The organism is Rhizobium tumorigenes, from assembly GCF_003240565.2.
Taxonomy (GTDB): Bacteria; Pseudomonadota; Alphaproteobacteria; order Rhizobiales; family Rhizobiaceae; genus Rhizobium; species Rhizobium tumorigenes.
Genome location: NZ_CP117255.1, coordinates 2,846,352 through 2,872,851 on the forward strand (window position 1 = coordinate 2,846,352; position 26,500 = coordinate 2,872,851).

The 26,500-nt window shown below is 61.7% G+C and carries 29 protein-coding genes; 15 read left to right on the forward strand and 14 right to left on the reverse strand.

Annotated elements, in window-relative coordinates; genetic code table 11:
- Positions 1 to 6: 6 nt before the first annotated feature.
- The 3 genes from PR017_RS13945 to PR017_RS13955 form a co-directional block, all read right to left on the reverse strand.
- The gene (locus PR017_RS13945; RefSeq protein WP_111219890.1) at positions 7 to 939 is read right to left on the reverse strand and encodes a prephenate/arogenate dehydrogenase family protein; all 933 of its coding nucleotides are present in this window, start codon (positions 937 to 939) and stop codon (positions 7 to 9) included.
- Positions 936 to 2,045 (reverse strand): histidinol-phosphate transaminase, encoded by a 1,110-nt coding sequence (gene hisC, locus PR017_RS13950; protein ID WP_111220045.1) that lies wholly within the window; start codon positions 2,043 to 2,045, stop codon positions 936 to 938. The genes PR017_RS13945 and hisC overlap by 4 nt, the downstream gene beginning before the upstream one ends.
- A gap of 103 nt (positions 2,046 to 2,148) precedes the next feature.
- The gene (locus PR017_RS13955) at positions 2,149 to 2,898 is read right to left on the reverse strand and encodes a class I SAM-dependent methyltransferase (protein WP_111219889.1); all 750 of its coding nucleotides are present in this window, start codon (positions 2,896 to 2,898) and stop codon (positions 2,149 to 2,151) included.
- Between the two features lie 87 nt (positions 2,899 to 2,985).
- On the opposite strand from PR017_RS13955, the gene gloB reads away from it, so the two are divergent.
- Together gloB and PR017_RS13965 are read left to right on the forward strand one after the other, a co-directional pair.
- The gene (gene gloB / locus PR017_RS13960; RefSeq protein WP_111219887.1) at positions 2,986 to 3,756 is read left to right on the forward strand and encodes a hydroxyacylglutathione hydrolase; all 771 of its coding nucleotides are present in this window, start codon (positions 2,986 to 2,988) and stop codon (positions 3,754 to 3,756) included.
- Positions 3,756 to 4,181 (forward strand): cupin domain-containing protein, encoded by a 426-nt coding sequence (locus tag PR017_RS13965; RefSeq protein WP_111219885.1) that lies wholly within the window; start codon positions 3,756 to 3,758, stop codon positions 4,179 to 4,181. The genes gloB and PR017_RS13965 overlap by 1 nt, the downstream gene beginning before the upstream one ends.
- A gap of 3 nt (positions 4,182 to 4,184) precedes the next feature.
- Here the strand turns inward: PR017_RS13965 and yddG are convergent, their stop codons facing one another.
- The gene (gene yddG, locus PR017_RS13970; RefSeq protein ID WP_111219883.1) at positions 4,185 to 5,078 is read right to left on the reverse strand and encodes an aromatic amino acid exporter YddG; all 894 of its coding nucleotides are present in this window, start codon (positions 5,076 to 5,078) and stop codon (positions 4,185 to 4,187) included.
- Positions 5,079 to 5,127: 49 nt separating this feature from the next.
- The gene (locus PR017_RS13975; RefSeq protein ID WP_111219881.1) at positions 5,128 to 5,898 is read right to left on the reverse strand and encodes a DUF3108 domain-containing protein; all 771 of its coding nucleotides are present in this window, start codon (positions 5,896 to 5,898) and stop codon (positions 5,128 to 5,130) included.
- A 234-nt stretch (positions 5,899 to 6,132) separates the two neighbouring features.
- On the opposite strand from PR017_RS13975, the gene rpmB reads away from it, so the two are divergent.
- Complete coding sequence (gene rpmB, locus PR017_RS13980; protein ID WP_111219879.1) at positions 6,133 to 6,435, forward strand: 50S ribosomal protein L28; 303 nt, start codon at positions 6,133 to 6,135, stop codon at positions 6,433 to 6,435.
- 115 nt (positions 6,436 to 6,550) lie between these two features.
- Entirely contained in the window at positions 6,551 to 7,183 is a 633-nt protein-coding gene (locus tag PR017_RS13985; protein ID WP_111219877.1) for a queuosine precursor transporter, read from the forward strand.
- A 39-nt stretch (positions 7,184 to 7,222) separates the two neighbouring features.
- Here the strand turns inward: PR017_RS13985 and PR017_RS13990 are convergent, their stop codons facing one another.
- The 3 genes from PR017_RS13990 to cobS are packed head-to-tail and all read right to left on the reverse strand — an operon-like array spanning position 7,223 to position 11,206.
- Positions 7,223 to 8,221, reverse strand: a complete 999-nt coding sequence (locus tag PR017_RS13990; protein ID WP_111219875.1) for an esterase-like activity of phytase family protein — start codon at positions 8,219 to 8,221, stop codon at positions 7,223 to 7,225.
- 52 nt (positions 8,222 to 8,273) lie between these two features.
- Complete coding sequence (cobT, locus tag PR017_RS13995; protein ID WP_111219873.1) at positions 8,274 to 10,172, reverse strand: cobaltochelatase subunit CobT; 1,899 nt, start codon at positions 10,170 to 10,172, stop codon at positions 8,274 to 8,276.
- Between the two features lie 44 nt (positions 10,173 to 10,216).
- Complete coding sequence (cobS, locus tag PR017_RS14000; RefSeq protein WP_111220043.1) at positions 10,217 to 11,206, reverse strand: cobaltochelatase subunit CobS; 990 nt, start codon at positions 11,204 to 11,206, stop codon at positions 10,217 to 10,219.
- Between the two features lie 162 nt (positions 11,207 to 11,368).
- On the opposite strand from cobS, the gene PR017_RS14005 reads away from it, so the two are divergent.
- Positions 11,369 to 11,521, forward strand: coding sequence for a hypothetical protein (locus PR017_RS14005; RefSeq protein WP_154677468.1), 153 nt, complete (start codon positions 11,369 to 11,371; stop codon positions 11,519 to 11,521).
- Here the strand turns inward: PR017_RS14005 and PR017_RS14010 are convergent.
- Positions 11,518 to 12,135, reverse strand: coding sequence for a J domain-containing protein (locus PR017_RS14010; RefSeq protein ID WP_111219871.1), 618 nt, complete (start codon positions 12,133 to 12,135; stop codon positions 11,518 to 11,520). The genes PR017_RS14005 and PR017_RS14010 overlap by 4 nt on opposite strands.
- A 104-nt stretch (positions 12,136 to 12,239) precedes the next feature.
- Between PR017_RS14010 and PR017_RS14015 the strand changes: the two genes are divergently transcribed.
- Positions 12,240 to 12,521, forward strand: coding sequence for a BolA family protein (locus PR017_RS14015; protein WP_111219869.1), 282 nt, complete (start codon positions 12,240 to 12,242; stop codon positions 12,519 to 12,521).
- A gap of 319 nt (positions 12,522 to 12,840) precedes the next feature.
- Here the strand turns inward: PR017_RS14015 and PR017_RS14020 are convergent, their stop codons facing one another.
- From PR017_RS14020 to PR017_RS14030, 3 genes are read right to left on the reverse strand one after another with little or no spacing between them, the layout of a single operon-like run.
- The gene (locus tag PR017_RS14020; RefSeq protein ID WP_111219867.1) at positions 12,841 to 14,151 is read right to left on the reverse strand and encodes an HlyC/CorC family transporter; all 1,311 of its coding nucleotides are present in this window, start codon (positions 14,149 to 14,151) and stop codon (positions 12,841 to 12,843) included.
- On the reverse strand, positions 14,148 to 15,278 hold the full coding sequence (gene aroB, locus PR017_RS14025) for a 3-dehydroquinate synthase (RefSeq protein WP_111219865.1): 1,131 nt from the start codon (positions 15,276 to 15,278) through the stop codon (positions 14,148 to 14,150). Before aroB ends, PR017_RS14020 begins: the two co-directional genes overlap by 4 nt.
- Complete coding sequence (locus PR017_RS14030) at positions 15,275 to 15,865, reverse strand: shikimate kinase (protein WP_111220041.1); 591 nt, start codon at positions 15,863 to 15,865, stop codon at positions 15,275 to 15,277. Before PR017_RS14030 ends, aroB begins: the two co-directional genes overlap by 4 nt.
- Positions 15,866 to 16,015: 150 nt before the next feature.
- Here PR017_RS14030 and PR017_RS14035 point away from each other — a divergent pair, with 150 nt between their 5' ends.
- The 5 genes from PR017_RS14035 to PR017_RS14055 all read left to right on the forward strand — a co-directional run bounded on the left by PR017_RS14035 (position 16,016) and on the right by PR017_RS14055 (position 19,927).
- Entirely contained in the window at positions 16,016 to 16,183 is a 168-nt protein-coding gene (locus PR017_RS14035; RefSeq protein ID WP_164498237.1) for a hypothetical protein, read from the forward strand.
- Positions 16,180 to 17,136: a site-specific tyrosine recombinase XerD gene (gene xerD / locus PR017_RS14040; protein ID WP_111219863.1), complete on the forward strand. Its 957-nt coding sequence runs from the start codon at positions 16,180 to 16,182 to the stop codon at positions 17,134 to 17,136. The genes PR017_RS14035 and xerD overlap by 4 nt, the downstream gene beginning before the upstream one ends.
- 63 nt (positions 17,137 to 17,199) lie before the next feature.
- The gene (locus tag PR017_RS14045) at positions 17,200 to 18,153 is read left to right on the forward strand and encodes an acetyl-CoA carboxylase carboxyltransferase subunit alpha (protein ID WP_111219861.1); all 954 of its coding nucleotides are present in this window, start codon (positions 17,200 to 17,202) and stop codon (positions 18,151 to 18,153) included.
- A 234-nt stretch (positions 18,154 to 18,387) separates the two neighbouring features.
- Positions 18,388 to 19,701 (forward strand): L,D-transpeptidase family protein, encoded by a 1,314-nt coding sequence (locus tag PR017_RS14050; RefSeq protein WP_111219859.1) that lies wholly within the window; start codon positions 18,388 to 18,390, stop codon positions 19,699 to 19,701.
- Positions 19,694 to 19,927, forward strand: coding sequence for a sulfurtransferase TusA family protein (locus tag PR017_RS14055; RefSeq protein WP_240538971.1), 234 nt, complete (start codon positions 19,694 to 19,696; stop codon positions 19,925 to 19,927). Before PR017_RS14050 ends, PR017_RS14055 begins: the two co-directional genes overlap by 8 nt.
- Here the strand turns inward: PR017_RS14055 and PR017_RS14060 are convergent, their stop codons facing one another.
- Both PR017_RS14060 and PR017_RS14065 read right to left on the reverse strand, forming a co-directional pair.
- Positions 19,928 to 21,091: a CobW family GTP-binding protein gene (locus tag PR017_RS14060; protein ID WP_111220039.1), complete on the reverse strand. Its 1,164-nt coding sequence runs from the start codon at positions 21,089 to 21,091 to the stop codon at positions 19,928 to 19,930.
- Positions 21,092 to 21,104: 13 nt separating this feature from the next.
- Positions 21,105 to 22,238 carry a D-alanyl-D-alanine carboxypeptidase family protein gene (locus PR017_RS14065; RefSeq protein ID WP_111219855.1) on the reverse strand — a complete coding sequence of 378 codons (1,134 nt, stop codon included), beginning with the start codon at positions 22,236 to 22,238 and terminating at the stop codon, positions 21,105 to 21,107.
- 141 nt (positions 22,239 to 22,379) lie between these two features.
- On the opposite strand from PR017_RS14065, the gene PR017_RS14070 reads away from it, so the two are divergent.
- The 4 genes from PR017_RS14070 to PR017_RS14085 all read left to right on the forward strand — a co-directional run bounded on the left by PR017_RS14070 (position 22,380) and on the right by PR017_RS14085 (position 26,500).
- Positions 22,380 to 23,540 carry a M20 aminoacylase family protein gene (locus PR017_RS14070; protein WP_111219853.1) on the forward strand — a complete coding sequence of 387 codons (1,161 nt, stop codon included), beginning with the start codon at positions 22,380 to 22,382 and terminating at the stop codon, positions 23,538 to 23,540.
- 154 nt (positions 23,541 to 23,694) lie between these two features.
- On the forward strand, positions 23,695 to 24,357 hold the full coding sequence (locus tag PR017_RS14075) for a CBS domain-containing protein (RefSeq protein ID WP_111219851.1): 663 nt from the start codon (positions 23,695 to 23,697) through the stop codon (positions 24,355 to 24,357).
- A 42-nt stretch (positions 24,358 to 24,399) separates the two neighbouring features.
- The gene (locus PR017_RS14080; RefSeq protein WP_111219849.1) at positions 24,400 to 24,681 is read left to right on the forward strand and encodes a CBS domain-containing protein; all 282 of its coding nucleotides are present in this window, start codon (positions 24,400 to 24,402) and stop codon (positions 24,679 to 24,681) included.
- A 700-nt stretch (positions 24,682 to 25,381) separates the two neighbouring features.
- Positions 25,382 to 26,500 carry a porin gene (locus tag PR017_RS14085; protein ID WP_111219847.1) on the forward strand — a complete coding sequence of 373 codons (1,119 nt, stop codon included), beginning with the start codon at positions 25,382 to 25,384 and terminating at the stop codon, positions 26,498 to 26,500.

Here is a 26,500-nt window from a genome sequence, read left to right on the forward strand (position 1 = left end):
CGGGCGTCACGGCGCTTTCGGATCGAGCGCGTGGCGGCCGAAATCGGGGGCGTCGACATCCTGGCCGGCTTCGATGATGGAGCGGCGCACGGCGCGGGTGCGGGTGAAGAGTTCCATGATCTTGTCGCCCTCGCCCCAGCGGATCGCCCGCTGCAGATAGGCGAGATCTTCGGAAAACCGCGCCAGCATCTCGAGGATCGCATCCTTGTTGTGCAGGCAGACATCGCGCCACATGGTGGGGTCGGAAGCTGCCAGACGGGTAAAGTCGCGAAAGCCGGATGCAGAATATTTGATCACTTCCGACTGCGTCACCGTCTCGAGGTCGGCTGCCGTCCCGACGATGTTGTAGGCAATCAGGTGCGGCAGGTGGCTGACGATGGCCAGCACCTTGTCATGGTGCTCGGCGTCCATTTCGTCGACACGGGAACCAAGTGTCTCCCAGAAATGCCGGAGCACCTTTAGAGCCGTGTCGTCCGTACCTTCGACAGGCGTGAAAATGCACCAGCGTCCCCGGAAAAGACCGGCAAAACCGGCGTCGGGCCCCGATTTTTCCGTGCCTGCGAGGGGGTGGCCCGGAATGAAATGCACGCCCTCCGGAATATGCGGTTGCATCTGCGCGATGACCGAAGCCTTGGTCGAACCGACATCGGTGACAATGGCACCCGGCTTGAGATAGGGGGCAATCTCGATGGCGACACTCTCCGAGGAGCCCACAGGCACCGAGACGATGACGAGATCGGCACCCTTGACAGCCTCGCCCGACGACAGCGTGTAGCGGTCGCCCAGTCCCAGTTCTTCGGCCCGCTTCAGCGTCTCTGCGCCGCGCGTCGCGATGACGACCTCACGGGCAAGACCGAGCGCACGAATATCATGGGCGAGAGACGAGCCGATCAGTCCGATGCCGATCAGCGCGATCCGGTCGAACTGGACATCGCTCATGCCTTGCGTCCCATGAATTCGCCGAGTGTCTCGATGACGCCGCGATTGGCCTCTTCCGTGCCGATGCTCATCCGCAACGAATTGGTGAAGCCGTAGCCGCGCACGGCACGCAGGATATAGCCCCGACTTGCCAGCAATTCGTCAGCATCGGCGGCCCGCTTGCCGTCCACATCCGGGAAGTGGATGAGAACGAAATTGGCAACCGACGGCGTGACCTTCAGCCCGATGGCTTCGAACGCCGCAGTCAGCTTGTCCAGCCACATCAGATTGTAGGTGACCGCCGTCTCGACAAACGCCTGGTCGCGCATGGCAGCGGCTCCGGCGGCGATTGCAGGGGCATTCATGTTGAACGGTCCGCGAATACGGTTCAGCGCATCGACGATATCAGCCGGGCCGAACATCCAGCCGACGCGAAGCGCCGCCAGGCCGTAGGCCTTGGAGAAGGTGCGGGTCATGACGACATTGGAATTTGCCGAGACCAGTTCGATGCCGGCCTCGTAGTCGTTGCGGCGGACATATTCGGCGTAGGCGGCGTCGAGCACCAGAATGACGTTCTTCGGCAGCGCCGCGTGCAACCGTCTGATGTCGCTGACCGGGACGTAGGTGCCGGTGGGATTGCCGGGATTGGCGATGAACACCATCCGCGTCCGTTCGGTGACGGCGGCAAGGATCGCATCGACCTCGACGGTGCAGTCATTTTCCTTGACGGTGACCGGCGTCGCCCCGGCGCCCATGATCTGGATCTTGTAGACGAGGAACCCGTGTTCGGTGATGACGGCCTCGTCGCCCGGTGCCAGGTAGACGTGGCAAAGCAGGCCGAGCAGTTCATCGGAACCGTTGCCGCAGAGGATGTTTGCCGGATTGAGGCCGTTCACGTCGGCGATGGCCTGCCGCAGCACTGTCGCCTGGCCGTCCGGATAACGTTCCAGGTCGTCGGCCGCTGCCTTGAATGCGGCGATGGCCTTGGGGCTGGCACCGAGCGGCGTCTCGTTGGACGACAGCTTGAATACGCGGGAAAGACCCGGCGCACCTTCCTTGCCTGGCACATAGGCAGCGATGTCGAGAATACCGGGACGCGGAACGGGCTTGCTGATTTCGCTGCTCATGGGATCGACCTTGGACAAGGGCCGGCATATCCGGCTTCAAACATCCCGTGGCATTAATCCGGAATGACGATTTTGTCGAGCAGGAAGCCGGCAACACTCAGCGCTACGGCTGGCTTTCCTCACGCGTCGTGGGCACGCCGCGCGGCGCCAGCACGGGCACGAACACGCGCCGCGAAGCGCGCACCGCAACCGGCAGGCCCTGGTAAAGCCGTTTCTGCGCCTCGACGATGATGACGCCGGAGAAGGCCGGCCACAGCGTCCTGCCGATACGCTCGAAGGCGCGGCGCAGCCTGAGCACCGCACGCAGCTTGGAGGGCGGGAAGAACAACGCTTCGGCGGTCGCTCCCGGCGTAAAATTCGTCTCGCGCAACAGCGCCGTCAGTTGGCCGCGCGAATAGGGCCGACCCGAGCCGAAGGGCGTATGCTCCATCCGCGCCCAGACGCCCCGCCTGTTCGGCACCACGATCACCAGCCGCCCGCCGGGCGCCAGCACCCGCCAAAGCTCTTTCAACGTCTCGCGCGGGCTTTCGGCAAATTCCAGCGAATGCACCAGAAGGACGCGGTCGATCGACGAATCGGGCAATGGCAGTTCTTCGTCGAAGATCAGTGCCGTCGAGGACGCCGATCCCATCGGCCAGTTCACCGCCCCCTGCCCCGCCGGCATGAAAGCGAAGGTCCGCTCGGTATCGGCGCGAAAGCGGTCGAGATAGGGCACGGAATAACCGAGACCTACCAGCCGCTCCTCCGGCAATCGCGCCCAGAGCGACGACAGCGCCATGGCAATGGATTGCTCCGCCAGCCGGCCGAGTTCGGAATGATAGAATTGGCGAAGGTCGACGATATCGGCATGCATGCCGGAAATCTTATCAGCCGGCGGTTGGACTTCAAGGCCGCAGCCTCTACATTCGTGTCAACCGACGAAAGTTAGGACATTTGAGCCATGCAGCCTTTGGAACTCGACGTATTTACCTGCCGAACGGACAATTACGGCGTTCTCGTCCACGATCCGGAAACCGCCCTTACCGCCTCCATCGATGCGCCGGACGCAGCAGCCGTTGCTGCCGCTGCGGGGCGGCGTGGCTGGAAGATCAGCCACATCTTCACCACCCACCATCACATCGACCATGTCGAAGGCAATCTGGCGCTGAAGGAGCAGTTCGGCTGTCAAATCTTCGGCCCGCTTAACGAAGCAGTCGCCATTCCCGGCCTCGATCGCGCCTATGGAGACGGCGACAGCTTCAGGTTTGGCACCCACACCGTCAATGTCATCGAGACCCCGGGGCACACCGCCGGACACATTTGCTACCACTTCGAGGACGACAAGCTGCTGTTTGCCGCAGACACGCTGTTTGCGCTCGGCTGCGGTCGTCTGTTCGAACGCCCGGCCTCCGATATGTGGGCTTCGCTGCAGAAACTCGCGGTGCTGCCAGACGAGACCGCCATCTATTTCGGCCATGAATACACGCTGGCCAATGCCCGCTTCGCGCTCACCATCGATCCCGACAACGAGCGCCTGAAAGCCCGGGCGGCCGATATCGAGGCGATGCGCACCGAAGGCAAGTTCACCATTCCGACGACGCTGGCGCTGGAGAAGGAAACCAATCCGTTCCTGCGCCCCGCCGATCCGGCCATCCGCCGCAATCTTCTGATGGAAAGTCGCACCAACGAGGAAGTCTTCACCGAAATCCGCAAGCGGAAAGACAATTTCTGATGCGGCCGGACGACATCATCCGCGAACTTGGCATGCAGCCCCACCCGGAAGGTGGCTGGTATGTCCAGACCTTCCGCGACAGCACGGGCGAGGCGCGCGGCCATTCGACGGCGATCTATTACATGCTGCAGGCGGGAGAGCGCTCTCACTGGCACCGCGTCCGGGATGCCGCCGAAGTCTGGCACTACTATAGCGGCGCTCCCTTGGCGCTCGACATCTCGGAGAATGGCCAAGGCAAGACGACGATCGTCCTCGGGACAGATTTCGCGAGCGGCGAACGGCCGCAGGCGATCGTACCCGCCGGCTGGTGGCAGGCGGCGGAAGCCACCGGCGACTACACGCTGGTCGGCTGCACCGTCGCCCCGGGTTTTAAATTTTCGAGCTTCGAAATGGCGCCTGCGGGCTGGAAGCCTTCGGGCGACTGATCCCTATTCGGCAATGGCGACATCCGGTGCTGGCGGGCGGCGCAGGATCATTTTATGCGCGGCAAGCACGGCGCCGCCCGTCACCAGCAGGCAGGCGCCGGCAATTCCCCAGCTTGGCTCGGCAAAGCCGAACACCGTCAGGATCAGTGTCGACAGCAACGGCGCCGCATAGCTGGCGGCACCGAGTATCTGGATATCGCCGTTCTTGACCCCAAAGTCCCAGGCGTAGAAGGCAGCGCCGACCGGCAACAGGCCCAGACCGACTATAGCCGCCCATTGGAAGCCCGTTTCCGGCCAGACAGTGCTTTCCAGCCCCAGATGGCAGAGCAGCGAGAGGATGGACGTCGCAAGGCAGAAGCCGGTGACGACATCGGTCGAGACGGCATCGAAGCGCCGCGTCAGCAACGAATAGCCCGACCACGTGAAAGCGCAGAGAACGGCCGCACCATAGCCGAGCCCATAGGCCGCATCGAAATGAAACCCGTTGCGCCCGACGATCAGCACCGTACCGGCGAGCCCGGCAAAAGCCCCCGCGAGGTGATACCAGCGCAGCCGCTCCCCCGGCAGCAGCGCCGAGCCGACAACGATCAGCAACGGCCAGAGATAGGCGATGAGACCGGCCTCGACCGCCGGTGCATTTCTAAGTGCCGTGAAATAGAGAAAATGATAGCCGAACAGCCCGGCAATGCCTGTGATCCACACTTTCGCCGGCTGACGCAGCAGTTTTATACGCTCCGGCCTGAGGATCAGAACCACGATGCCCGGGATGCTGCCGATGGCAAAGCAGATGGCCGAAAGCTGGAAGGCCGGCATTGTCCCGGAGGCGGCAGTGAACAGCGCCAGGAACGACCACATCAGGATTGCCGAAAAACCGATCAGCGTTGCCCGCAATGTCATTCTGCCCCCCTTTGCGACACCGCGCCGGTGTCTGCCGGAAGAGGTGCCGTTAACTGCCGTACTTGACCGCCGTGATTGTCACCGTGCCGTATTTGGTCGGGATACGGACGTAGACTGGAGCATATACCTTCATGGCGTCCGCCTTGGCAAACCAGATCTCCATGTCGTTGCTCTTGCTCAGGTAGTCGAAATCGGTGCGGCTCTTCTTGTAGCCGCCGAGAGCGGTAAAATGCACGCCGCAAACGATCGCATCGCCCTTGAAACCCTCGGTCGAAAACGGCTTGGAGCCCTTTGGAGACAGCTTTAGGGTCATGCGTGTCTCGCCGTCGTAGATCGGCAGGGTCTGGGCGCAGACGTCGGTGTTTGCCGGGAAGATGAGCCCTGAAACCGGATCGAGAACGGAGCGCAGATCGCCCTCGGCAACCGGGATCCAGTTTTGCGGCCGGTGCGGCTCCGGCGTCGTGGTCGACGATGTGACGTTGCCATCGCGGTAGAGGACGTCATAGGTGTGCTGCTTGCGACCGCTCTTGTAATTGAGCGTATAGCGCGATGTCTCGAGCTTGCGCGGACCCACGACGCCGGCAACATCGGCTTGCGCCGAGATCGTCGTCACTAGATCGGCGAGGCCCGAGGAACTGACCGTGCCCTTGATGGTGAAATGCTTGTCGATGACTTCGGTCTTGAAATCGGCATGCGCGATCGGCAGCCCGGCCAGCGCAACGCGGTATTCGGTTTCATGCCGCATGTCCTCGGCATGGCCCATGGCCGGGAGTGATCCGGCGATAGCGGAGACGAGAAGCCATTTTCCGAGATATGACATCGTGGTTGCCTTCATATGAGTGGTAGTACCCTATATAGACACTTGTGACGATGTCTGCGATCGCTACAAGCACGAGCTTTTTGGCGGAATTGCGGGAAATGCCAAGGTTTGGCTTGACTGCCAGGGCTGCGCTGACTATAGAACCGCAACTTTCCAATCATGGCCTGTTGGATTGCGGAACCGGTTTTGCCGGCAAGGCTCTCCGATGGCAGACAAAAATAAAATAGGTGTACCATGTCCCGCATGTGCGAATTGACCGGCAAGGCCGTCCTGACGGGTAACAATGTCAGCCACGCAAACAACAAGACCAAGCGCAAGTTCCTTCCGAACCTGTGCCAGGTAACGCTGATCTCCGATTCGCTCGGCCAGCGTTATCGCCTGCGCGTTTCGGCTGCGGCGCTTCGCACCGTCGAACACCGTGGCGGCCTCGATGCCTTCCTTCTGAAGTCCGACGAAACCACGCTGAGCCAGCGCGCTCGCCTGCTTCGTCGCCAGATCGTCAAGAAGACTGCAGAACTCGCAGCGACCGCTGCCTAAGACTTCTTGATCTGACTTTATACGTGCTTTCAAAGGCTTGACGGATAACATCCGCTCAAGCCTTTGCTTTGACCGGCCCTTCCCTCCAACTGGTGGCATCACCCAGGATAAAAAAATGCCCAACCCGCGTTTTCTGCTGATCTACGTTGCCCTGATGACGCTGGTCGTCGTCGCGTCCAATTTTCTCGTCCAGTTCCCGCTGAACGGCGAGATCGCCGGCGTCAAGCTCGGCGACATTCTGACCTGGGGTGCCTTCACCTATCCGGTCGCCTTTCTCGTCACCGACCTCACCAACCGCCAGTTCGGCCCGACTATCGCGCGCCGCGTCGTGCTTGCCGGCTTCGTCGTCGGTATCGCCATGTCGTTCTTCTCGTCGGTGCCGCGTATTGCCATTGCCTCGGGCGCTGCCTATCTGGCAGGCCAGCTGCTCGACATCGTGCTGTTCAACCGCTTGCGCCGCCAGGCGTGGTGGCGCGCGCCGCTGGTTGGCTCCCTGCTGGGCTCTCTGCTCGACACGGTGCTGTTCTTCTCTCTGTCCTTCGCCGCCTTTTTCGTGTTCCTCGGCGACAACACACCATTCGCGCTCGAACAGGCGCCGATCCTCGGCATCTTCACGATGGAAGCGCCGCGCTGGATCTCCTGGGCCATCGGTGACTTCTCCGTCAAGCTGATCGTCGGCCTGATAATGCTGCTGCCCTACGGCGCCCTCATGAACGTTCTGAAGCCGGCGCAGCCGGTTCGGGGCTGAGATCACCTGGACTGTCCCTGAGAAACCGGTAGCGGTTTCTCACCGCAGTAGCCGGAATTCCAGCATCAGGTTGCGCTGTAGGATCGAGTGGTTGTCGTCGGACACCATGATCAGGTGGGTCGTGCCGTCTTCGGCGCGGAAGGCGTCTATGCCTTCCATGTTGTCGATCTGCTCGTCGGCATTGGCCTCGAAGATTACCTTTCCATCGACTACGGCACCCGGCTTGATGTCGCCGCCGGCAATGCGGCGCAGGCGCATGCCGATGCCGTGGGCGAAGTCGAAACGCCGTTCCAGAAGCAGCAGGTCGCCATCCGGGAGGAACACCCCGTCGCTGACATCGTAGTCGTCGTAATGGCGGACGGTGAAGCGGCCTTTCAGGGGGCCGTCGAGGATAGCGGCGAGCATGTTGCCGTCCTTGTCCAGGCTGCGTTCCGTTACCAGTACGGCATTGCCTGCAAGCGGGCTGCCCGGCGGGCCGATCATCAGCGCTTCGAGGCTCTGGTTGCCGCGCAACGCATTGCGGTTCATGAGGATAGGGAGCGAGCCCGAGGGCTTGGACGTCTCGAAGCCGGGATCGGGATAAACGTCGACGCGGTGGTTCTGCTCGTAGCTGACAAGCACGGTGTTGCCGCGCAGCGCAACGCCCTCGGCATCCATTGCGCCCTTGCCTTCATGCGTCTGGCCAAACCGGTCGATCATCGGCATGATGACCGCCTCGGAGATGCCCTGCAGCTTGCCATCGGCATCGCGGTCGATGGCGCCTGTCCACCAGTGCCCGGTATCGAGCACGGAGACGATGTGCCGGTGGTCTGGCCGCAGGCGGATCGCCGAGGCGGCGCCGAACAGATCGTTGCTCGAGGTCATCTGCAGGCCGCCCAGAAACTCGAGATCGCCGAATTTCGTCACCGTCGAGCCAAAACGGAAAGCGGATATCTTGCTCGCACGGATCTCGGCAGGTCCGCCGGCGGAAGGATCGCCGGCAGGCACACAGCCGGCCAGCAGCGCGGCCAGCAGGCAGACGCGGGAAAGTCGCTTCATCAGACCCTCGGATATCAGGGAACAGCCGTCGGCGAAAACCGGCGGCACGCTATCAGCCAGCCCGGCGCCGGCCGCGCCTCGGCTGCTGCGTCTGGTCTTCGAACAGCGATGCCAGCTGCTCTGTCATGGCGCCGGCCAGTTCGTCGGCGTCGACGATCGTGACGGCGCGACGATAATAGCGCGTCACGTCGTGACCGATGCCGATAGCGAGAAGTTCGACAGGCGAACGGGTTTCGATCTGCTCGATGACGGCGCGCAGGTGGCGCTCCAGATAATTGCCCGGATTGACCGACAGCGTCGAATCGTCGACCGGAGCGCCATCCGAGATCATCATCAGGATCTTGCGCTGCTCGCGCCGCGCCAGCAGCCGGTTGTGGGCCCAGATCAACGCTTCTCCGTCGATGTTTTCCTTGAGCAGGCCTTCGCGCATCATCAGGCCGAGATTGTTGCGGGCCCGGCGCAGCGGCTCGTCGGCCGATTTGTAGATGATGTGGCGCAGGTCGTTGAGCCGTCCCGGCGTCTGCGGCTTGCCGCCGGCAAGCCAGTTCTCGCGAGACTGCCCACCCTTCCAGGCCTTGGTCGTGAACCCGAGAATCTCGACCTTGACGCCGCAACGCTCCAGCGTACGTGCCAGGATATCGGCGCAGGTGGCGGCAACCGTGATCGGACGTCCGCGCATCGAGCCGGAATTGTCGATCAGCAGCGTCACCACCGTATCGCGGAACTGCGTGTCGCGTTCCATCTTGAACGACAGCGGCTGCATCGGGTCGATAATCATCCGCGTCAGGCGGGCCGGGTCGAGGTAGCCCTCTTCCAGGTCGAAATCCCACGACCGGTTCTGCTGCGCCATCAGGCGGCGCTGCATCCGGTTGGCGAGGCGTCCGACGGCACCCTGAAGATGGGCCAGCTGCTTGTCGAGAAACGCCCGCAACCGCTCCAGTTCGGAGGCATCACAAAGCTCCGACGCGCTGATGGTCTCGTCGAAATCCTCGGTGAAGACGTGATAGTCGACCTTTTCGTTGAAATCGGAGAAAGGGGTGTTCGGGCGGCGCGTCTCGCCGGGCGTTTCGGAATCGTCCTCGCCCTCGTCGGTCATGTCGTCGTCGGAGATCTCCGCGCCGTCCATCTCGCCGTCGTCCATCTGCTCGTCGGCCTGCTCGCTGTCTTCGGCGGGCGCGGCGTCAGCGCCGGCATCTTCGTCGACCTCGTCCTGGTCCTGCTCGTCGCTGCGCGGCTGGTCTTCCTCGGAGGTGCTGTCCTCGTCGTTCTGCTCGGTCTCGTCGTCGCCGTAGTCCTCGGCCATTTCCATGGCTGAGAGGACGTGGCGCATGGCGCGGGCAAAGGCCTGCTGGTCGTTGATCGCATCAGGCAGCGCATCCAGAGCGCCGGCGGTCTTTTCCTCGATGAACGGACGCCAGAGATCGAGCACCTTTCCAGCGCTTTCCGGCGGCTTCTGGCCGGTAAGCTTCTCGCGGATGATCATCGCCATGGCTTCGCCTAGCGGCGCATCTTCCTGGCGCTCGACACCGGCAAAGTTCGCCTTGGCGTATTTCTCGGTATTCATCGAGTAGATGTTGGCGGCAACGCCATCCATCCGCAACGTCCCGATCGATTCGACACGCGCCTGCTCGACGGCATCGAAGATGGTGCGCGCGTCGGTGCCCTGCGGCGCCATCGTCGCGTGAACGCGCGCATCGTGACAGGCAAGACGCAGCGCCATGGAATCGCCGAGACCGCGGGTAACGGCAAGCTCATGCAGCGTTGGCCGCTTCGACATTTCCGGCAGGCGGATGCGCTCGCCGCTCATGCCCGGACGCTCATTGGCAAACGTCACCTCGACTTCGCCGTCGCCGGCGATCGAGCGCACGCAGCCGGTGATCGCCCGGCGCAACGGCTCCATATCGACCTGCGCGCCGGGCTTGCCCTTCAGATTGTCTCCACGACCTGCCATATGACTTCAGTCTTTCCGAGCTATCATGTCGAGCATGAAATGCTCTAGGCCTCGAGAACGATGTTGGCGGCGCTTTCCTTCAGCTCCACACCGAAGGCGCGCTGATAGTGCTCGGCCACCAGCGGACGCTCGAGCTCGTCGCACTTGTTGAGGAACGTGACGCGGAAAGCGAAGGCGACATCACCGAAAATCTCGGCGTTCTCAGCCCAGGTGATGACGGTACGTGGGCTCATCACTGTCGACAGGTCGCCGTTCATGAAGGCAGCACGCGTCAGGTCGGCAACCCGTACCATCTTCGAAACGGTCTCGCGGCCGGCCGTCGTGCGGAAGGATTTGACCTTGGCGGCGACGATGTTCACTTCCTGCTCGTGCGGCAGGTAGTTCAGCGTCGAGACGATCGACCAGCGGTCCATCTGTGCCTGGTTGATCTGCTGCGTGCCGTGATAAAGGCCCGTCGTGTCGCCGAGGCCGATGGTGTTGGCGGTGGCGAACAGGCGGAAGGCGGGATGCGGGCGGATGACGCGGCTCTGGTCGAGAAGCGTCAGGCGACCGGACGATTCCAGCACGCGCTGGATGACGAACATCACGTCCGGGCGTCCGGCGTCGTATTCGTCGAACACGAGCGCGACATTATGCTGGTAGGCCCAGGGCAGGATGCCGTCCTTGAACTCGGTGATCTGCATGCCGTCCTTGACGACAATGGCATCCTTGCCAACAAGGTCGATACGGCTGACATGGCTGTCGAGGTTGATACGGACGCAGGGCCAGTTGAGGCGGGCCGCAACCTGCTCGATGTGCGACGATTTGCCCGTGCCGTGATAGCCCGAAATCATCACGCGCCGGTTATGCGCGAAGCCGGCGACGATGGCGAGCGTCGTGTCGCGGTCGAAGAGGTAGTCCGAATCGAAGTCCGGAACATAGGCGTCGCCCTTGCTGTAGGCCGGCACGCGCATGTCGGAATCAATACCGAAGGCTTCGCGCAGCGAAACCGTGGTGTCGGGCAGCTGCGAGATATCAACGTCAATCTTACTCATCATGTCTCCAAGGCGGGTGGTCGCACCCGGCCGCATTGCATGTTCTTTGTCGCGACTGCTTCGCCACCGAAGATGGCCGCTCATCTCGAATGGTCAAGACGACGGCGATTCTTCTCCGGGACTAAAGCGAAATCTCTGTGCGACCGGGCTGCGCCGGAGAGCATGACAAGCAAAGTCCCGGACAAGAAACGCCGCGCCCGGAGTGTCGACCGGAGATCGCAGCGACAAACGCGCGGGATACGCCTTGGCCGCCCGGCTGTCCCGGTCGATCTGGACCATACCTCATCCGAATTCGAACTCAAGGAGACGGATTAACAAAAACCGTTCTGCTTCAACAATTGATAGGCCTGGACGACAGCCCGGAATCGGTCTTCGGAGCCCCGGTCGCCGCCATTGGCATCCGGGTGGTGTTTCTTGACGAGCTGCTTGTAGCGGCTCTTGATCTCGGTCGCAGTGGCGCCGAAGGTCAAATCCATCGTGTCGAAGGCCTTGGCCTCCAGTGTCTTCAACTTGCGCGCGGGCGCTTCGAAACGGGGGCTCCGACCGAGCCCTTCGGCCACGAAGCCGAACGGATCGCGCATCCTCGGGTGGGCGCCGGAACGGACCTCGGAATGCAGCGGACTGTTGCGCGCCGCCTTGTTGACGCCGACGCTCCACGTCGGGCGGTGACCGGTGATCGCCTCCTTCTGGTAGCGCGCGATCTCGCTGTCCGAGAGGCCGGAGAAGTAATTGTAGCCCTTGTTGTACTCGCGGACGTGCTCGAAGCAGAACAGGAAGAATTTACCTTCGGCATTGCGGCCGACCGGCGCGCGATGGACACCCTTCTTTTCGCAGCCGTCCCATGTGCAGATGGGGTCGGCAGGCGTCTCGTCCGGTACCTTTCTACGGCGTGTCCGGATGCCATCGAAGAATTTTGAGTCTAGTCCCATGGGGCTAATTATGGGACGTCCGGCGGCCTACAACAAGAATTGACAAACCGGAATCTTGCAGGCTTTGTGATCCGTTTTCTTGAAACCGAAGCAGGCTGCAGATCATGACCGTTCAATCGCGCATCGAAGAAACGCTGACGCAGAATTTCGCGCCCGAGCGCCTTGCCGTCATCAACGAAAGCCATCTCCACGCCGGCCACCATCCCGACATCACCGGCGCCGGGGAAACCCACATGCGGGTTCGCATCGTGTCCGAAAAATTCGCCGGCATGCCCCGCCTCGCCCGCCACCGCGCCATCACCACCCTCCTGAAACCCGAACTCGACGCCGGCCTCCACGCCTTGGCCATCGAGCCATCGGCACCCGGCGAGGCGGTTAGCTGGTAGGTCTGGCCGCGGTTCTGGCAGCCGGCTGATGAACTAGCGTCGCGCTTCAGAGGCGGGGTTACAGCCAAAGTTAGAGCGCAACTCTCTCCGCCCTCATTCCTGTGCTCGTCACAGGAATCCAGTGCGCCCAAGTCCTTGGGCGCGACAAAACTCTCCACCTTAAGTGCATCCTCTCGCCGCGCAGACGCGCGACGGCTGGATCCCTGTGACAAGCACAGGGATGAGGGAGGTGAGTTTTGTCGCGTTATCAAACGGACGTCCAGGGTGCCGCAGAGAGCACCAAAGCGCGCATCGGACGGCGACTAAGCCCGCCTCAGCCCTACACCGGATCCGTATCAGCCGCCTCGGCCGGCCGGATGCGCAGCTTGGTAATCCTGTTCTTCTCGCGCTTCATGACGATGAAGCGCTTTCCGTAGAAGGTGAAGGCCTGGCGTTCTTCGGGGATGGTCATGGATTCGTGGATGACCAGCCCGGCGATCGTCGTTGCCTCCTCGTCCGGAAGGTTCCAGTCGAGGGCCCTGTTGAGATCGCGGATCGGCACCACACCATCGACCACGATCGAGCCGTCCGCCTCCTGCCGCACGCCCTGGATGTCGAGATCGTGCTCGTCGGCGATGTCGCCGACGATTTCCTCCAGGATATCCTCCAGGGTGACGATGCCCTGCACCTCGCCATATTCGTCGACGACGACGGCAAAATGCTGCTTGCGCCGCAGGAAGGCGTTCAGTTGGTCCTCGAGGTTGGTACTATCGGGCACGAACCACGGTTTTTGCGCGATCTTGGCAACATCGAGGTTCTCCGGCTCGACATTCGGCTCCGCCAGCGCCCGCAGCAGGTCCTTGGCATGGATGACGCCGATGATGTTGTCGGTCGTCCCGCGCCACAAAGGCATGCGTGTATAAGGGCTTTCCAGCATGGTGCGGACCACCGCCTCCGGCGCGTCATCGGCGTTGACGGCCCGCATCGACGTGCGGTGAACCATAATGTCTGACAGTTCGAGTTCGCTGAGGTCGAGGACGCCGCCCAGACGGTCGCGGTCGGCCTTCACCACCGATCCCTCGCGGTGCAGAAAGTCGACGGCACCGCGCAGTTCCTCATGGGCCGACAGCATCGACACTTCCTTGGAAAGATTGATGCCGAACAGCGCCAGGATCTGCCGGACGATGACATTGACGACGCTCGACAGCGGCCCGACCACCGCCACGAACAGCTTGACCATCGGCGCGACATAGAGCGCGAAACGGTCCGGCGCCGAGATCGCCCAGCTCTTTGGCAGAACTTCGGCGAAAATGACCAGGATGACAGTCATCGCCAGGGTCGCCAGTGCGACGCCCGAGCTGCCGAACAACCCGAGAAACAGGCTGGTGGCAATCGACGAAGACAGGATGTTGGCAAGATTGTTGCCGATCAGCAGCGCGCCGATCAGCCGGTCACGACGCTCTATCAGACCGTTGACGACAGCGGCACGGATTTCGCCATTGGCCTCCAGAGTATGCATGCGGCTGCGCGATGCCGCCGTCAGCGCCGTCTCGGAACCGGAAAAGAAGGCCGAGACCAGAACGAGCAGGACGATGGACAGGAACTGCGGCCAATATTCCGCAAGCGCTACGAATGTGCCTTCGATGGTCATTGCGGGTGATTTTCCTTGAGGAAGCTCAGAACTTCCGAAGAGGGAACATCGTCGGCGACGAAGGACTGGCCGACGCCGTGCGTGAGGATGAAGGTCAGCTTGCCGCTCTTTACCTTCTTGTCCTGGCCGATGGCTTTCATCAGCATCTCTGCTGGTGGCAAGGCGCCCGGGATGTCGCTCATGCGCGTCGGCAGGCCGACCGCCTTCAAATGTGCCTCGACCCGAACAGCATCGTCGGGGCTCGCCAGATTGAGCCGAGCGGAGAACCGATGCGCAAGCACCATGCCGATGGAAACACCCTCGCCGTGCACCAGCCGGCTGCTGTCGTAATTCGTGGCCGCCTCTAGAGCGTGACCGAAGGTATGGCCGAGATTGAGCAGCGCCCGCGCGCCGTTTTCGTGCTCGTCGGCCACGACCACATCGGACTTCGCCTGGCAGCTGGCGGCAATCGCCTCGATGCGGGACGGGCCGCCGGCAAACACGTCACGCCAGTTGGCCTCGAGCCAGGCAAAGAAGTCCGGCTTGTCGATCAGCCCGTATTTCGCGACTTCGGCATATCCGGCCCGGAATTCCCTTTCGCTCAGCGTATTCAGCACGTCGCTGTCGGCCAGCACGAGATCCGCCTGGTGAAAGACGCCGACGAGGTTCTTGCCCTGGCGGGTGTTGATGCCGGTCTTGCCGCCGACGGAGGAATCCACCTGCGACAGCAGCGAGGTCGGCACCTGCACGAAGCGCACGCCACGCCGGACGATGCCGGCTGCAAAGCCGGCGAGATCGCCGATGACACCGCCACCGAGCGCGATCACCATGTCGTTACGCTCCACGCGGGCTTCCAGCACCGCGTCGCAGACCGCCATCAGCGGCTCGAAGCTCTTGGTCTTTTCGCCGGCCGGCAGCACCAGGCTGGCTACAGCGATGCCGGCAGCCTCAAGGCTGTCTGTCAGGGCGGCGAGGTACAGGGGGCCGACATTTTCGTCGGTAATCACGGCAGCCCGCCGACCCCTGAGGCGTGCGGTAATCTCCGTACCGGCGCGCGCGATCAGGCCGGGGCCGATCAGGATATCGTAAGCCCGCTCGCCGAGCGGCACATGGACGAGACGCTCGGACACCTCGGGAATGGCATTCATGATACTTTACTTTCCTGGCTTGTGCGGAGGATCGCCGCCAGCACGTCCCGGGCGATGATATCCTTGTGGACATCGCGCGACATGACGGTGAGATCAGCCTCCGCATAAATCGGATAACGCGCCGTCATCAGGCCCTCGAGCGTTGCCTTGGGATCCCCTGTCTTCAACAGCGGCCGACTATCGCGTTTGTTCACTCGCTCCCAGAGCACATCGAGATCGGCCTTCAGCCATATGGAGAGGCCTTTGCGCTTGATATGCCAGCGCGTGCGATCGTTGACGAAAGCACCGCCGCCTGTCGAGACAACCCGCGGGCCGCCTTTCAGCAGTCTCTTGATCACCCGCGTTTCGAGCGACCGAAACTCTTCTTCTCCATAGGCCGTAAACAGTTCGGATATGGTCATCCGCGACACTCGCTCGATCTCGGCATCGGCATCGACGAAGGGAATTGCGAGATGGGTTGCAACGAGTCGTCCGATGGAAGTTTTGCCGGCACCCATCAGACCGACGAGGATAAGATTGCGCTGACCGAGCGCCGCTCGGGCTCTGTCTTTGAGGCTTTGCGCAAGGGTTAGGACAGGTTCACACATCGGGCCATTCATAAATTGTTTGCAAAGGGTATCGTCAAATGCGCCCATAGCGTCAAGTCGCCGCAGTATAAACACCTCTGCAATACATCTTCGCTAACGCTAGCCTTGCCGAAATGCCCTTGGCCTCTTGCCGACCACCCAGGAGACTGCATGCCCACACTGTTTCGCTTCCTTGTTTTTTGCGCGGTGATAGCGGGGACGGTCTATGGAGCGATGTGGGCACTGGCTGTTTTCGTCGAGCCGAAACCGCGCGATATCACAATCCGCATCCCGGCCGAAAAGCTCAATCCACCACCGACAGGCACGATCAGGCCATGACAGACCTCGGCCGCGCCCACATGGAAGCTTTCCTCGAAATGATGAGCGCCGAGCGCGGTGCAGCGCTCAACACGCTGTCGTCCTATCAGCACGATCTCGACGACCTGCACGGCTTCCTCAAGGCACGCGCCGTCCGAATGACGGAGGCGGCGTCTGCCGATCTCGGTGCCTATCTCACAGGTCTCTCCAACCAGGGCTTCAAGGCCTCCTCGCAGGCCCGTCGCCTTTCGGCGATGCGGCAGTTCTACAAGTTTCTCTATGCCGAAGGGCTGCGCACCGACGACCCGACCGGTATTCTCGATGCGCCGAAAAAGGGCCGCTCACTGCCAAAGATCATGGGCGTCGAAGAGGTTAGCCGCCTTCTGGCGCAGGCTGAAACCGAAGCCGAACTGGACGGGCCGAACAAGCTGCAGCGCGTCCGGATGCTGGCGCTGCTGGAACTGCTCTATGCAACCGGCATGCGCGTCAGCGAACTTGTCTCGCTTTCCGCCAAGGTACTGGACCACGAAGGCCGCTTCCTGATGATCCGCGGCAAGGGCAACAAGGAACGCATGGTGCCGCTGTCGCACTCTGCCATATCGGCGATGAAGGCCTATGGACAGATGCGCCTCGCCCAGGAGGCATCGGCCAAGGAGCCGCCACCGGAAAGTCCGTGGCTGTTTCCATCCTCCTCGAAGGAAGGCTACCTGCCGCGCCAGGTGTTTGCCCGCGACCTCAAGGACCTCGCCATCCGCGCCGGCCTGACGCCATCGCTGATATCGCCGCACGTGTTGCGGCATGCCTTTGCCAGCCATCTTCTTGCCAACGGCGCCGATCTGCGCGTGGTGCAGGAACTGCTTGGCCATTCGGACATTTCCACCACGCAGATCTATACCCATGTGCTGGAAGAACGCCTTCACCAACTGGTGCAAACGCACCACCCCCTTGCCAAACAGGCGAAAAAGCAGGATTAGGACCGGCAACAAAGGCCGGAGCCTGACAACCCCGCCCGCGCAAAAGGAACGGAAACGCCCCTCATGCACCAATATCTCGATTTCGAAAAGCCCATCTCTGACCTCGAGGGCAAGATCCACGAGCTGAAGAAGCTGGCCCTGGAAGACGAAAGCATCGACACTTCCGATGAGGTGAACAGGCTGGAAGGCCGCGTCCACGAAGCAACGCTCGAGATCTACTCCAAGCTCAATGCCTGGCAGAAGACGCAGGTCGCGCGCCATCCGCAGCGACCGCATTTCATCGATTATTCTGCAGCCTTGTTCGAGGAATTCACGCCTCTGGCCGGCGACCGGAAGTTTTCAGAGGACGCCGCCATCCAGGCCGGCCTCGCACGCTTCCGTGGCCAGCCTGTTGCTGTCATCGGCCAGGAAAAGGGCAGCGACACCAAGATGCGGCTGAAACACAATTTCGGTAGTGCCCGGCCCGAGGGCTATCGCAAGGCCATCCGCGTGCTCGAGATGGCGGATCGTTTCGGCTTGCCGGTCATCACGCTCGTCGATACTGCAGGTGCCTATCCCGGCGTCGGCGCCGAAGAGCGTGGACAGGCGGAAGCCATCGCCCGTTCCACAGAAATGTGTCTCGGCCTCAAAGTGCCGATCATCTCGGTCATCGTCGGCGAAGGCGGATCCGGCGGCGCCATCGCGATTGCCACCGGCAACCGCGTCTACATGCTGGAACATTCGATCTACAGCGTCATCTCGCCGGAAGGTGCGGCCTCCATCCTCTGGCGGGATTCCGCCCGTGCGAAGGAAGCTGCGACCAACATGAAGATCACGGCCGAGGACCTGAAGTCCTTCGGCGTCATCGACGGCATCATTCCCGAGCCGCTGGGCGGCGCGCACCGCGATCCGCAAGCCGCAATCGCCTCGACCGGCAACGTCATCGCGACCGCACTCGAAGAATTTTCTGGTCTTTCCGGCGAGCAGGTCCGCAACGAACGACGCCAGAAATTCCTCGCCATGGGCCGCAATCTCTAGGCGAAGCCCGTCCAAACGCAGAAAATCACGCGAAATTCTGCCGCAAAAAGCCAAATCTTGGCCACATTGATGTTATCCAACGAACCTCGGGCAAAGAAGTGCTTGCCTGGGGGCACCGGCCGATGCATAGGCTGGTAAGGAATCGTCAAGCATAAACGCCTATGATTTTGGTTCCTTTGATGGGGTTGCGATAAGGGTCACCCGACCCGTTTCGCGTCTAGGGCTTAGTCACACATGCGCATTCGTTACCTTGCCTCTCTTTCGCTGATGGCGCTGGCACTCGCCGGCTGCAACGACACGCTTGATTCCGCCACCTCGATCGACCTGTCGAAGGTCAAGAACAAGGTAGAGCAGCCGCTCCCGGACCGCATCGTCGCCGAAATGGCGAAAAAGGGCATGGACCGCAACTCGCCGATCATGATCCGCATCCTCAAGGAAGAGGGTGTCATGGAGATCTGGAAGGCGAAGACAGACAACCGCTTCGACAAGATTGCCGAATACAAGATCTGTGCGTGGTCCGGCCGCCTGGGCCCGAAGGTCAAGGAAGGCGACCGGCAGGCGCCCGAGGGCTTCTACAACCTGACGCCGGCCAACCTTAATCCGAATTCGAAATATTACCTCGCCATCAACACCGGCTTCCCGAACAAATACGACAGCGCAAACGGCCGCAATGGCGTCAACCTGATGATCCACGGCGCCTGCTCGTCTTCCGGCTGCTATTCGATGACGGACCAGCAGGTGCTGGAAATCTACGCCTTCGCGCGCGACGCCTTCAAGGGTGGCCAGAAGACCATCCAGCTCGAAGCCTTTCCGTTTCGCATGACAGCCGAGAACATGGTCCGCCATCGCCTCAACTCCAACATCGACTTCTGGAAGATGCTGAAGGCCGGCTACGACGATTTCGAGGTGACCAAGCGTCCGCCGGAAGTCGAGGTCTGCGAGAAGAAATACGTCTTCAACCAGCAGGCCGACGGTCCCTTCACTGCTGGCGGCAAATGCCCCGCCATGACCACGCCGCCTGCCCTTCAGTCGGCTCTGGTCGCCTACAACAGGAGCTACAAGCTCGATTACGACAAGGCGATGAGCAAATATAGCGATACCGCCTGGTACGATCCGACCGAAGCCGAGCGCAAGGCGGTCGTCGCCAAGCAGCGCGCCGGCCACGATCTGGCATACGCACCGACGGGCTCGGCCCTGGCTGCCGGCAAGATCATGAAGGTCACCGAACTCGAAACCCTGATGGCCCGCCAGTCGAACCTTCCGACGACGTCTCCGACCTTGATGGCCGGAATGCCGTCAGGCATCCACAATGCCAAAGGTAACATTGCGCAACTGCCGATGACGACTGCCTCTGTCCCGACGGCGGGCAGCGCTCCGGCAGCGACATTGGCCCCGACAGCCGTTGCCGTGACATTGCCGGCGACCGTGCCGGTACCGGCCCAGAACCCACTGGCCTATGCGCAGGTCCCGTCCCCGGTCGAGACAGCTCAGGACCAGCCTTCCGACAAGAAGCCGCCGTTCTGGAAATTCTGGTCGAAGAGTGAGTAGGCTCGACGCCGGCACCTATGACCTGCGCGGACTGAAATGTCCGCTTCCCGTTTTAAAGACCCGGAAAAAACTGGCGTCGATGCCTCAAGGCGCAGTGCTGAGCGTCGAGACCAGCGATCCGCTGGCCATCATCGACATCCCGCATTTCTGCAACGAAAACGGCCATACGCTGCTGGACAGCGCCAGCACGGCGGACGGCCATCGCTTCACGATTCGCAAGGGTTGACTACAGGCGCATTCCCGGGATCGCCAGCGGATTGTTTTCCAATGCCTCGCGGTCAGGCATGTCGACGCGCGGCTTGCCGAGGAAGGCGTCGAACAGGTCCTTGACGAAACTCTCCGGCAGATCCTTGGTGATCAGCACCATGCGCGTCCGCCTGTCGGCTGGATCCGGCCACGCCGGCAGTCGCACCGGTGCGTGAAAGATGTTCTGGACGCCATGCAGCACGACAGGCCGCTCCGGACGATCCTTCAGGGCGACGATGGCCTTCATGCGCAACAGCTTTTCGCCATGCGCCGAGCGCAGCAGGTCGATGAACATATCCAGCGCCATCGGATCGATCGGCTGGCTCTCGACAATCGAGAATGACCGGATCGACGCATCGTGACGATTGACGTCATGGCCATGCCGATGCCCGTCGCCATGATGGTGATCATCGTGATGATGATCATGCTCATGTTCGTGGTGATGCCCGTGATCGTGGGCTTCTGCAGTCATCTCATCCTGCAGCCAGCGGCCGACATCTGCAATTTTCGAGCCGGGATCGTACAGGCCGTTGACGAGGATAGCGGCACGCGCGGCCTCCTCGCTGTCGCCGTCGACGATCGGGGCGCGCGGATTGAGCAGCCGCAGCCGCGCTTCCAGCGCTGACGATGAGGCAGCACCCGCCATGGTGCCCTTGGAAATGATCAGCCGGTCGGCGACTGCCACCTGCCGGCGCGCTTCCTCGTGGTTGTCGAGGGTCTGCAGCCCGTTGACGGCATCGACGACAGTGACCATGCCGTCGAGATCGAAGCTCTGGGCGATGACGGGATTTCCCATGATCGCCTGCATCACCGGCGCCGGGTCGGCAAGCCCCGTCGTCTCGATGACGACGCGGCGCAGCGTGCGGCTGCGGCCCGTCTGCATCCGGTCCATCAGCATCGCCAGCGTATCGACCAGCTCCCCGCGTACGGTGCAGCAGAGGCAGCCATCGGACAATTCGATGATAGCGTCGCCGGAGCTCTCGACCAGCAGGTGGTCGATGCCGACATCGCCGAACTCGTTGATGACGACGGCCGTGTCGCGCATCTCCGGATCCTTCAGGATGCGGTTGAGAAGCGTCGACTTGCCGGCGCCGAGAAAGCCGGTGAGGATGGACACCGGCACCTTGTCAGGCGTGCTGTTCATGATCTGGGTCCGATCAGTTGGTCGGGCGCGGCTGCGGAACCGGAATGCCTGCGACATCGCCGGACACCTGTTGCGAATTCTTCGCGACAGACGCCTTGTCGGCAGCCGCATCAGGTCCGCCGCCGATCAGCCCGGCATAGGTGAAGTTGGGGGTATGGGTCATTTCGTGGATATAGGGCGACAGCACCTTCATCCGGCCTGTCGGGTCGCGCGTCTCGCTGCGCATCTGCGCACCCTTGGCGCTGCAGATATCGTTGGTAACGTCCGCCACCTGGTCCTGGCCAGGGCCATAGGGTTTCAGTGTCTGCAAGGTGTCGTTGCCGGGAAACTGCGAGGTAAAGCCTTTTTCGAGCATGTCGGCCGACATATCGGCGCGTTCAGCCAGGCTGTTGGTGCCGAGCACGACGGACACAAGCGTTCTGCCGTTGCGGGTCGCCGACGCGATCTGGTTGAAACCGGATGCGCAGATGAAGCCGGTCTTCATGCCATCGGCACCGTTGTACCGGCCGATCAGCAGGTTGATGTTTGGTACCGGCTTGACGCCGTTGGTAAAGCCTTCGAGCGCAAAGTAACCGGCATACTGCGGAAACTCGCGGCGCAGGGCGACCGTCACGATCGCGAGATCACGGGCTGTCGTGTACTGGCCCTTGCCCGGCAGGCCGTTCGGATTGATGAAATGCGAACTTGTCATGCCGAGTCGCGCTGCTTCCGCATTCATCTTGACGACGAAGCCCTGCTCGGAGCCACCGACCGTCTCGGCAACAGCCATGGCCAGATCGTTGGCCGATTTCACCAGCATCATCTTCAACGCATTATCGAGCGTCATCTTCTGGCCAGGCTTGAAATACATCTTGGCGGCAGGCTGGGCGGCGGCGTGCTTCGACATCACCACCGGGGTGTCGAGGCTGATCTGGCCGGCCTGGATGGCGCGAAACGTCGTATAGACCGTCATCAGCTTTGTCAGCGATGCGGGATACCATTTGCGGAACGCTTCCTCGTGCTCCAGCACGCGGCCGGTGCTGACATCGACAAGGATGTGTGGGTTGGCAAAGGCTGCGGATGCACCGCTCAGGAAAAGCGCTGTGACGGCAGCACCCACCGGCAAAAGCCGCAAGGCGGCAAACAAAGAATTCTGCTTCGTCGGCACGGTCTGTCCTTCAGTGTCCGGAATTTTCTCGAACCTCGCAGGTATTTAACCTATATGGCTATGAGAAGGCAAAGGTGATCGACGGTTTATTTCCGTCTTCCCACGCCATATCAAAGAGATTGATCAGCAGGAAAATCGACCATGCCCATCTTGAACAGAGCAGCGGAACTGCAGGACGAAGTGACCGAATGGCGCCGCCACATCCACGCCCATCCGGGCTTGCTCTACGCTGTCGAGGAAACCGCCGCCTTCGTCGCTGACAAGCTGAAAAGCTTCGGCGTCGACGAGATCGTCACCGGCATCGGCCGCACCGGCGTCGTCGGTATCATCCGTGGCACCGGCGAAGGCCGCACCATCGGCCTGCGCGCCGACATGGATGCTTTGCCGATGACCGAGATTTCCGGCAAGCCCTGGGCCTCGAAGACACCCGGCAAGATGCATGCCTGCGGCCATGACGGCCACACCGCCATGCTGCTGGGCGCCGCCAAATACCTGGCCGAAACACGCAATTTCACCGGCAGCGTCGCCGTCATCTTCCAGCCGGCCGAAGAAGGCGGCGCCGGCGGCAAGCTGATGGTCGAGGACGGCATGATGGACCGTTTCAAGATCGCCGAAGTCTATGGCATGCACAACATGCCGGGCATCCCCGTCGGCAAGTTCGCCATCCGCAAGGGTGCGATCATGGCGGCGACGGACGAGTTCAGCATTGTCGTCAAGGGCCGGGGCGGCCATGCGGCCATGCCGCACACCACGATCGACCCCATTGCCATCGGCGCGCAGATCGTTACCAACCTGCAGATGATCGCCTCGCGCAACGTCGACCCGCTCGGCTCTGCGGTCGTTTCCGTTACCAAATTCAACGCCGGCTTCGCCCAGAACGCCATCGCCAACGAAGCCACCCTCGCCGGCACTGTCCGCACGCTGGACGCAGGCATTCGCGATCTGGCCGAGCAGCGCCTGCGCCAGGTCGTCGCCGGTATCATCGCCGCCCATGGGGCCGAAGCCGACGTCCGCTATAACCGCAATTACCCGGTGACATTCAACCACGCCAACGAGACGGATTACGCTGCGGAGGCCGCTCGCGACATCGCCGGTGACGCCAACGTCAATGCGGAAGTCGATCCGATGATGGGCGGCGAGGATTTTTCCTACATGCTCAACGCCCGGCCCGGTGCCTTCCTGTTTCTCGGCAATGGCGACACCGCCGGCCTGCACAATGCCGCCTACGACTTTAACGACGAGGCCATAGCCCACGGCATTTCCTTCTGGGTCCGCCTTGCCGAGCAACGTCTCGGCTCGTAACGACGCAACCTCATTGGTGACCGATACCCGCGATGGCATTGATCAAAATCAATGCCATCGCGTCCCTCTTCCCTAGTGTGCTGAGAGTTCGGTTAGTGACGTCGGTTAAAAGAGCCGGTGTTGCTGCCCTCTTCAGGTCTCGGGAGGAATAAAAATGCTCGCCAAGAACGTCATGACAACCAGTGTCATCTCGATCCAACCCACCGCGAGCGTCCGCAGCGCCGCACTCTCGATGATCGCCCACTCCATCAGCGGCCTGCCCGTTGTCGATGACGATGGACTGATGATCGGCATCGTGACGGAGGGGGACTTGCTGCGTCGCGTCGCCGTACGCGCGCAGGATCGGCACTACGACCTGCCCGGGCCAAACGATCCCCCTTCATTGGACGACTACGTGCATACCCATGGATGGTCGGTCCGGGATGCGATGTGCAGCGATATCATCACGGCGGGCCCCGACACCGATGTCCGCGAGATTGCCGGCATCATGCTGTCGCACGGGATCAAGCGCGTACCGATCCTCGACAAGGGGCAGCTCATCGGCATCGTCAGCCGTTGCGACCTGCTGGGCATGATCATCGACGCACCCTTCGATATCGTCGCTTCCGGCGATGAGGGAATTCGCCTCGCCATCTCCACCCGGCTGCAGGACGATCTAGGCATCGACCCGGCGCACGTGAAGGTTACGGTATCGGGCGCTCGCGTTTCTGTTGGCGGGCGGCTTGAGACCGACCTGCAGCAAAAAGCCGTCCGGGTGCTCGTCGAAAGTGTTCACGGCGTGACCGGCTACACCGACCACACGACGCTGACAGACTGACAACCCGAGCGATTAGTTGCGACGGCATACCAAGGAACGACCATGGACGACGCCCAAAAGACCAACAAACCGCTGCAGACGGTGACGCGCGGCACATTCGCCAACGATGTTCTGGAAATCATGCAGCGGGAGAACGTCAGCATCGTGGTGGTGGTCGACACAGGAGCCATCATCGGCACCGTGACGGATCGCGACATAGCCATGAAGTGCCTCCTGTCAGGAAAGCTTCCTGGCGCTATCACCGCCTTCGACGTGATGACGCTGCAGCCGGACGGATGCATCGGCAAGGCCATGCGGCGCGCAGAACTGCACATCATGGAATAGCGGCGGCAGTCCCGTCCCGGTGTGGAGCCTGCTAGGCATGCCCTCCCGAACACGGATTTCGGCAAAAGATGAGTTGCGACAGGCTTGAGCCTGCGTTATGGAGACCAGGGCAAAACCGTTATGTCCACGTAGCTCAGTAGGATAGAGCACAGGATTCCTAGTTGCATTAATTGGGGGCTGCATTTGAAAGATTGCAGTCGATCTGCTCAAAGTCGGGGAACGCTTCGCTGAACTCCAGCATGCCAATCCCGAGCCAAGCGCCGGAGAAATCCGGTGAAGGTGTAGAGACTGGATGGGCAGCACCTAAAGGCCTCGGCCCATGGTGAAGGGACAGTCCAGACCACGAACGCCTCCGGGCGGCGGTTAAAACCGAAGTGGTATGAATCCTGGGGTCGGAGGTTCGAATCCTCTCGTGGACACCATTTTTACAAATTTCCAAACAATGGCACGCCCAACTATCCGAGACCGCCAATGCCTGGCGGCTGCCCGGATTTTGTGACATTTGGGCAACCTCGGCGTGCCGAAAGTCTCGCTTCGCGGCGATCGACGCTGATCCCTGTTGATACATTCCGTTGTCCCGATATGCTTATATTCAGCGGGGATTCGCCGCTGTTCCAGGTGGAGCATGGCACAGGCCGCAGTTGCAGCAGACAGTTTTGCGCGCAGCTGCCACGGCCAATCCCGACAGATTGGATAGATCATGAACATTCGCACATTGCTGTTGGGCTCGGCCGCAGCCCTTTCCATCGTCTCCGGAGCAAAGGCCGCCGACGCCATCGTCGCTGCCGAGCCGGAACCCCTTGAATATGTTCGCATCTGCGACGCCTATGGCGCCGGCTACTTCTACATCCCCGGCAGCGAGACATGCCTCAAGATCGGCGGCATGGTCCGTACCGAAGGCGAATGGCACGATGCCTACCAGCCTGACCATAAGATCGGCACCTTCTGGCATACGCGCGTCGAACTGAACGTCGATACCGCAACGGACACCGAATACGGCGCGCTGAAGACCGAGATGGTCTACCGCTTCGAATCGTCCGAGGGCATCAACACCAACAAGGTCCTGTTTGCCAACATCAGCCTCGGCGGCTTCCTCGTCGGCAAGGCAGATTCGCAGTTTTCGTCCTACACGGGCTATGCCGGCGACATCATCCAGGACGACGTGGTCTCCTACGGTCCGGGACCGACGAACACCGAACTCAACCAGCTGACCTACACCTACGATCCGGGCAACGGGTTCACCGCGATGGTCTCGGTCGAGGATTCGCAGTCTGCATCCGACGCAAATTACGACTCCTCCTTCGTCCAGAGCAATGGCCGCAGCTGGCAGGTCTCCAAGGCCGACACCTATGCGCCTGATGTCGTTGCCGGCCTCGGCTACAAGTCGGGCATGTGGAGCCTAAAGGTGGTCGGCGGCTACGACTCGATCGTCGAGGAAGGCGCCATCAAGGCCCGCGTCGATGCCGATTTCGGCGTCTTTTCGGCATTCCTGATGGGCGGCTGGAACACAGACGGCGACAAGCTCAACAAGTATGCTTCGGGCTACGTGACCGATGGCGCCTGCCCCGTCAACAAGGAAGAGCTTTGCGGCTGGGGCGACTGGGCTGTCTGGGGCGGCGTCAACGTGCCGATCAACGACAAGCTGAAGGGCAACGTCCAGGTCGCCTACACCGACAGCAAGATCCTTGCCGCGGCTGCCAACCTGCAGTTCAAGCCGGTCGGCGGATTCACCATCGAGCCGGAAGTCGAGTACACCAAGTGGGATTCGACCAACAACGACGCCTGGGCCGGCATTCTTCGCTTCCAGAGAAGTTTCTGA

What these genes read in the sequence shown, in the direction of transcription:
- PR017_RS13945 (WP_111219890.1), bottom strand. Translation starts at nt 939, where the DNA reads ATGAGCGATGTCCAGTTCGACCGGATCGCGCTGATCGGCATCGGACTG.
- hisC (WP_111220045.1), bottom strand. Translation starts at nt 2,045, where the DNA reads ATGAGCAGCGAAATCAGCAAGCCCGTTCCGCGTCCCGGTATTCTCGAC.
- PR017_RS13955 (WP_111219889.1), bottom strand. Translation starts at nt 2,898, where the DNA reads ATGCATGCCGATATCGTCGACCTTCGCCAATTCTATCATTCCGAACTC.
- gloB (WP_111219887.1), top strand. Translation starts at nt 2,986, where the DNA reads ATGCAGCCTTTGGAACTCGACGTATTTACCTGCCGAACGGACAATTAC.
- PR017_RS13965 (WP_111219885.1), top strand. Translation starts at nt 3,756, where the DNA reads ATGCGGCCGGACGACATCATCCGCGAACTTGGCATGCAGCCCCACCCG.
- yddG (WP_111219883.1), bottom strand. Translation starts at nt 5,078, where the DNA reads ATGACATTGCGGGCAACGCTGATCGGTTTTTCGGCAATCCTGATGTGG.
- PR017_RS13975 (WP_111219881.1), bottom strand. Translation starts at nt 5,898, where the DNA reads ATGTCATATCTCGGAAAATGGCTTCTCGTCTCCGCTATCGCCGGATCA.
- rpmB (WP_111219879.1), top strand. Translation starts at nt 6,133, where the DNA reads ATGTCCCGCATGTGCGAATTGACCGGCAAGGCCGTCCTGACGGGTAAC.
- PR017_RS13985 (WP_111219877.1), top strand. Translation starts at nt 6,551, where the DNA reads ATGCCCAACCCGCGTTTTCTGCTGATCTACGTTGCCCTGATGACGCTG.
- PR017_RS13990 (WP_111219875.1), bottom strand. Translation starts at nt 8,221, where the DNA reads ATGAAGCGACTTTCCCGCGTCTGCCTGCTGGCCGCGCTGCTGGCCGGC.
- cobT (WP_111219873.1), bottom strand. Translation starts at nt 10,172, where the DNA reads ATGGCAGGTCGTGGAGACAATCTGAAGGGCAAGCCCGGCGCGCAGGTC.
- cobS (WP_111220043.1), bottom strand. Translation starts at nt 11,206, where the DNA reads ATGAGTAAGATTGACGTTGATATCTCGCAGCTGCCCGACACCACGGTT.
- PR017_RS14005 (WP_154677468.1), top strand. Translation starts at nt 11,369, where the DNA reads ATGACAAGCAAAGTCCCGGACAAGAAACGCCGCGCCCGGAGTGTCGAC.
- PR017_RS14010 (WP_111219871.1), bottom strand. Translation starts at nt 12,135, where the DNA reads ATGGGACTAGACTCAAAATTCTTCGATGGCATCCGGACACGCCGTAGA.
- PR017_RS14015 (WP_111219869.1), top strand. Translation starts at nt 12,240, where the DNA reads ATGACCGTTCAATCGCGCATCGAAGAAACGCTGACGCAGAATTTCGCG.
- PR017_RS14020 (WP_111219867.1), bottom strand. Translation starts at nt 14,151, where the DNA reads ATGACCATCGAAGGCACATTCGTAGCGCTTGCGGAATATTGGCCGCAG.
- aroB (WP_111219865.1), bottom strand. Translation starts at nt 15,278, where the DNA reads ATGAATGCCATTCCCGAGGTGTCCGAGCGTCTCGTCCATGTGCCGCTC.
- PR017_RS14030 (WP_111220041.1), bottom strand. Translation starts at nt 15,865, where the DNA reads ATGTGTGAACCTGTCCTAACCCTTGCGCAAAGCCTCAAAGACAGAGCC.
- PR017_RS14035 (WP_164498237.1), top strand. Translation starts at nt 16,016, where the DNA reads ATGCCCACACTGTTTCGCTTCCTTGTTTTTTGCGCGGTGATAGCGGGG.
- xerD (WP_111219863.1), top strand. Translation starts at nt 16,180, where the DNA reads ATGACAGACCTCGGCCGCGCCCACATGGAAGCTTTCCTCGAAATGATG.
- PR017_RS14045 (WP_111219861.1), top strand. Translation starts at nt 17,200, where the DNA reads ATGCACCAATATCTCGATTTCGAAAAGCCCATCTCTGACCTCGAGGGC.
- PR017_RS14050 (WP_111219859.1), top strand. Translation starts at nt 18,388, where the DNA reads ATGCGCATTCGTTACCTTGCCTCTCTTTCGCTGATGGCGCTGGCACTC.
- PR017_RS14060 (WP_111220039.1), bottom strand. Translation starts at nt 21,091, where the DNA reads ATGAACAGCACGCCTGACAAGGTGCCGGTGTCCATCCTCACCGGCTTT.
- PR017_RS14070 (WP_111219853.1), top strand. Translation starts at nt 22,380, where the DNA reads ATGCCCATCTTGAACAGAGCAGCGGAACTGCAGGACGAAGTGACCGAA.
- PR017_RS14075 (WP_111219851.1), top strand. Translation starts at nt 23,695, where the DNA reads ATGCTCGCCAAGAACGTCATGACAACCAGTGTCATCTCGATCCAACCC.
- PR017_RS14080 (WP_111219849.1), top strand. Translation starts at nt 24,400, where the DNA reads ATGGACGACGCCCAAAAGACCAACAAACCGCTGCAGACGGTGACGCGC.
- PR017_RS14085 (WP_111219847.1), top strand. Translation starts at nt 25,382, where the DNA reads ATGAACATTCGCACATTGCTGTTGGGCTCGGCCGCAGCCCTTTCCATC.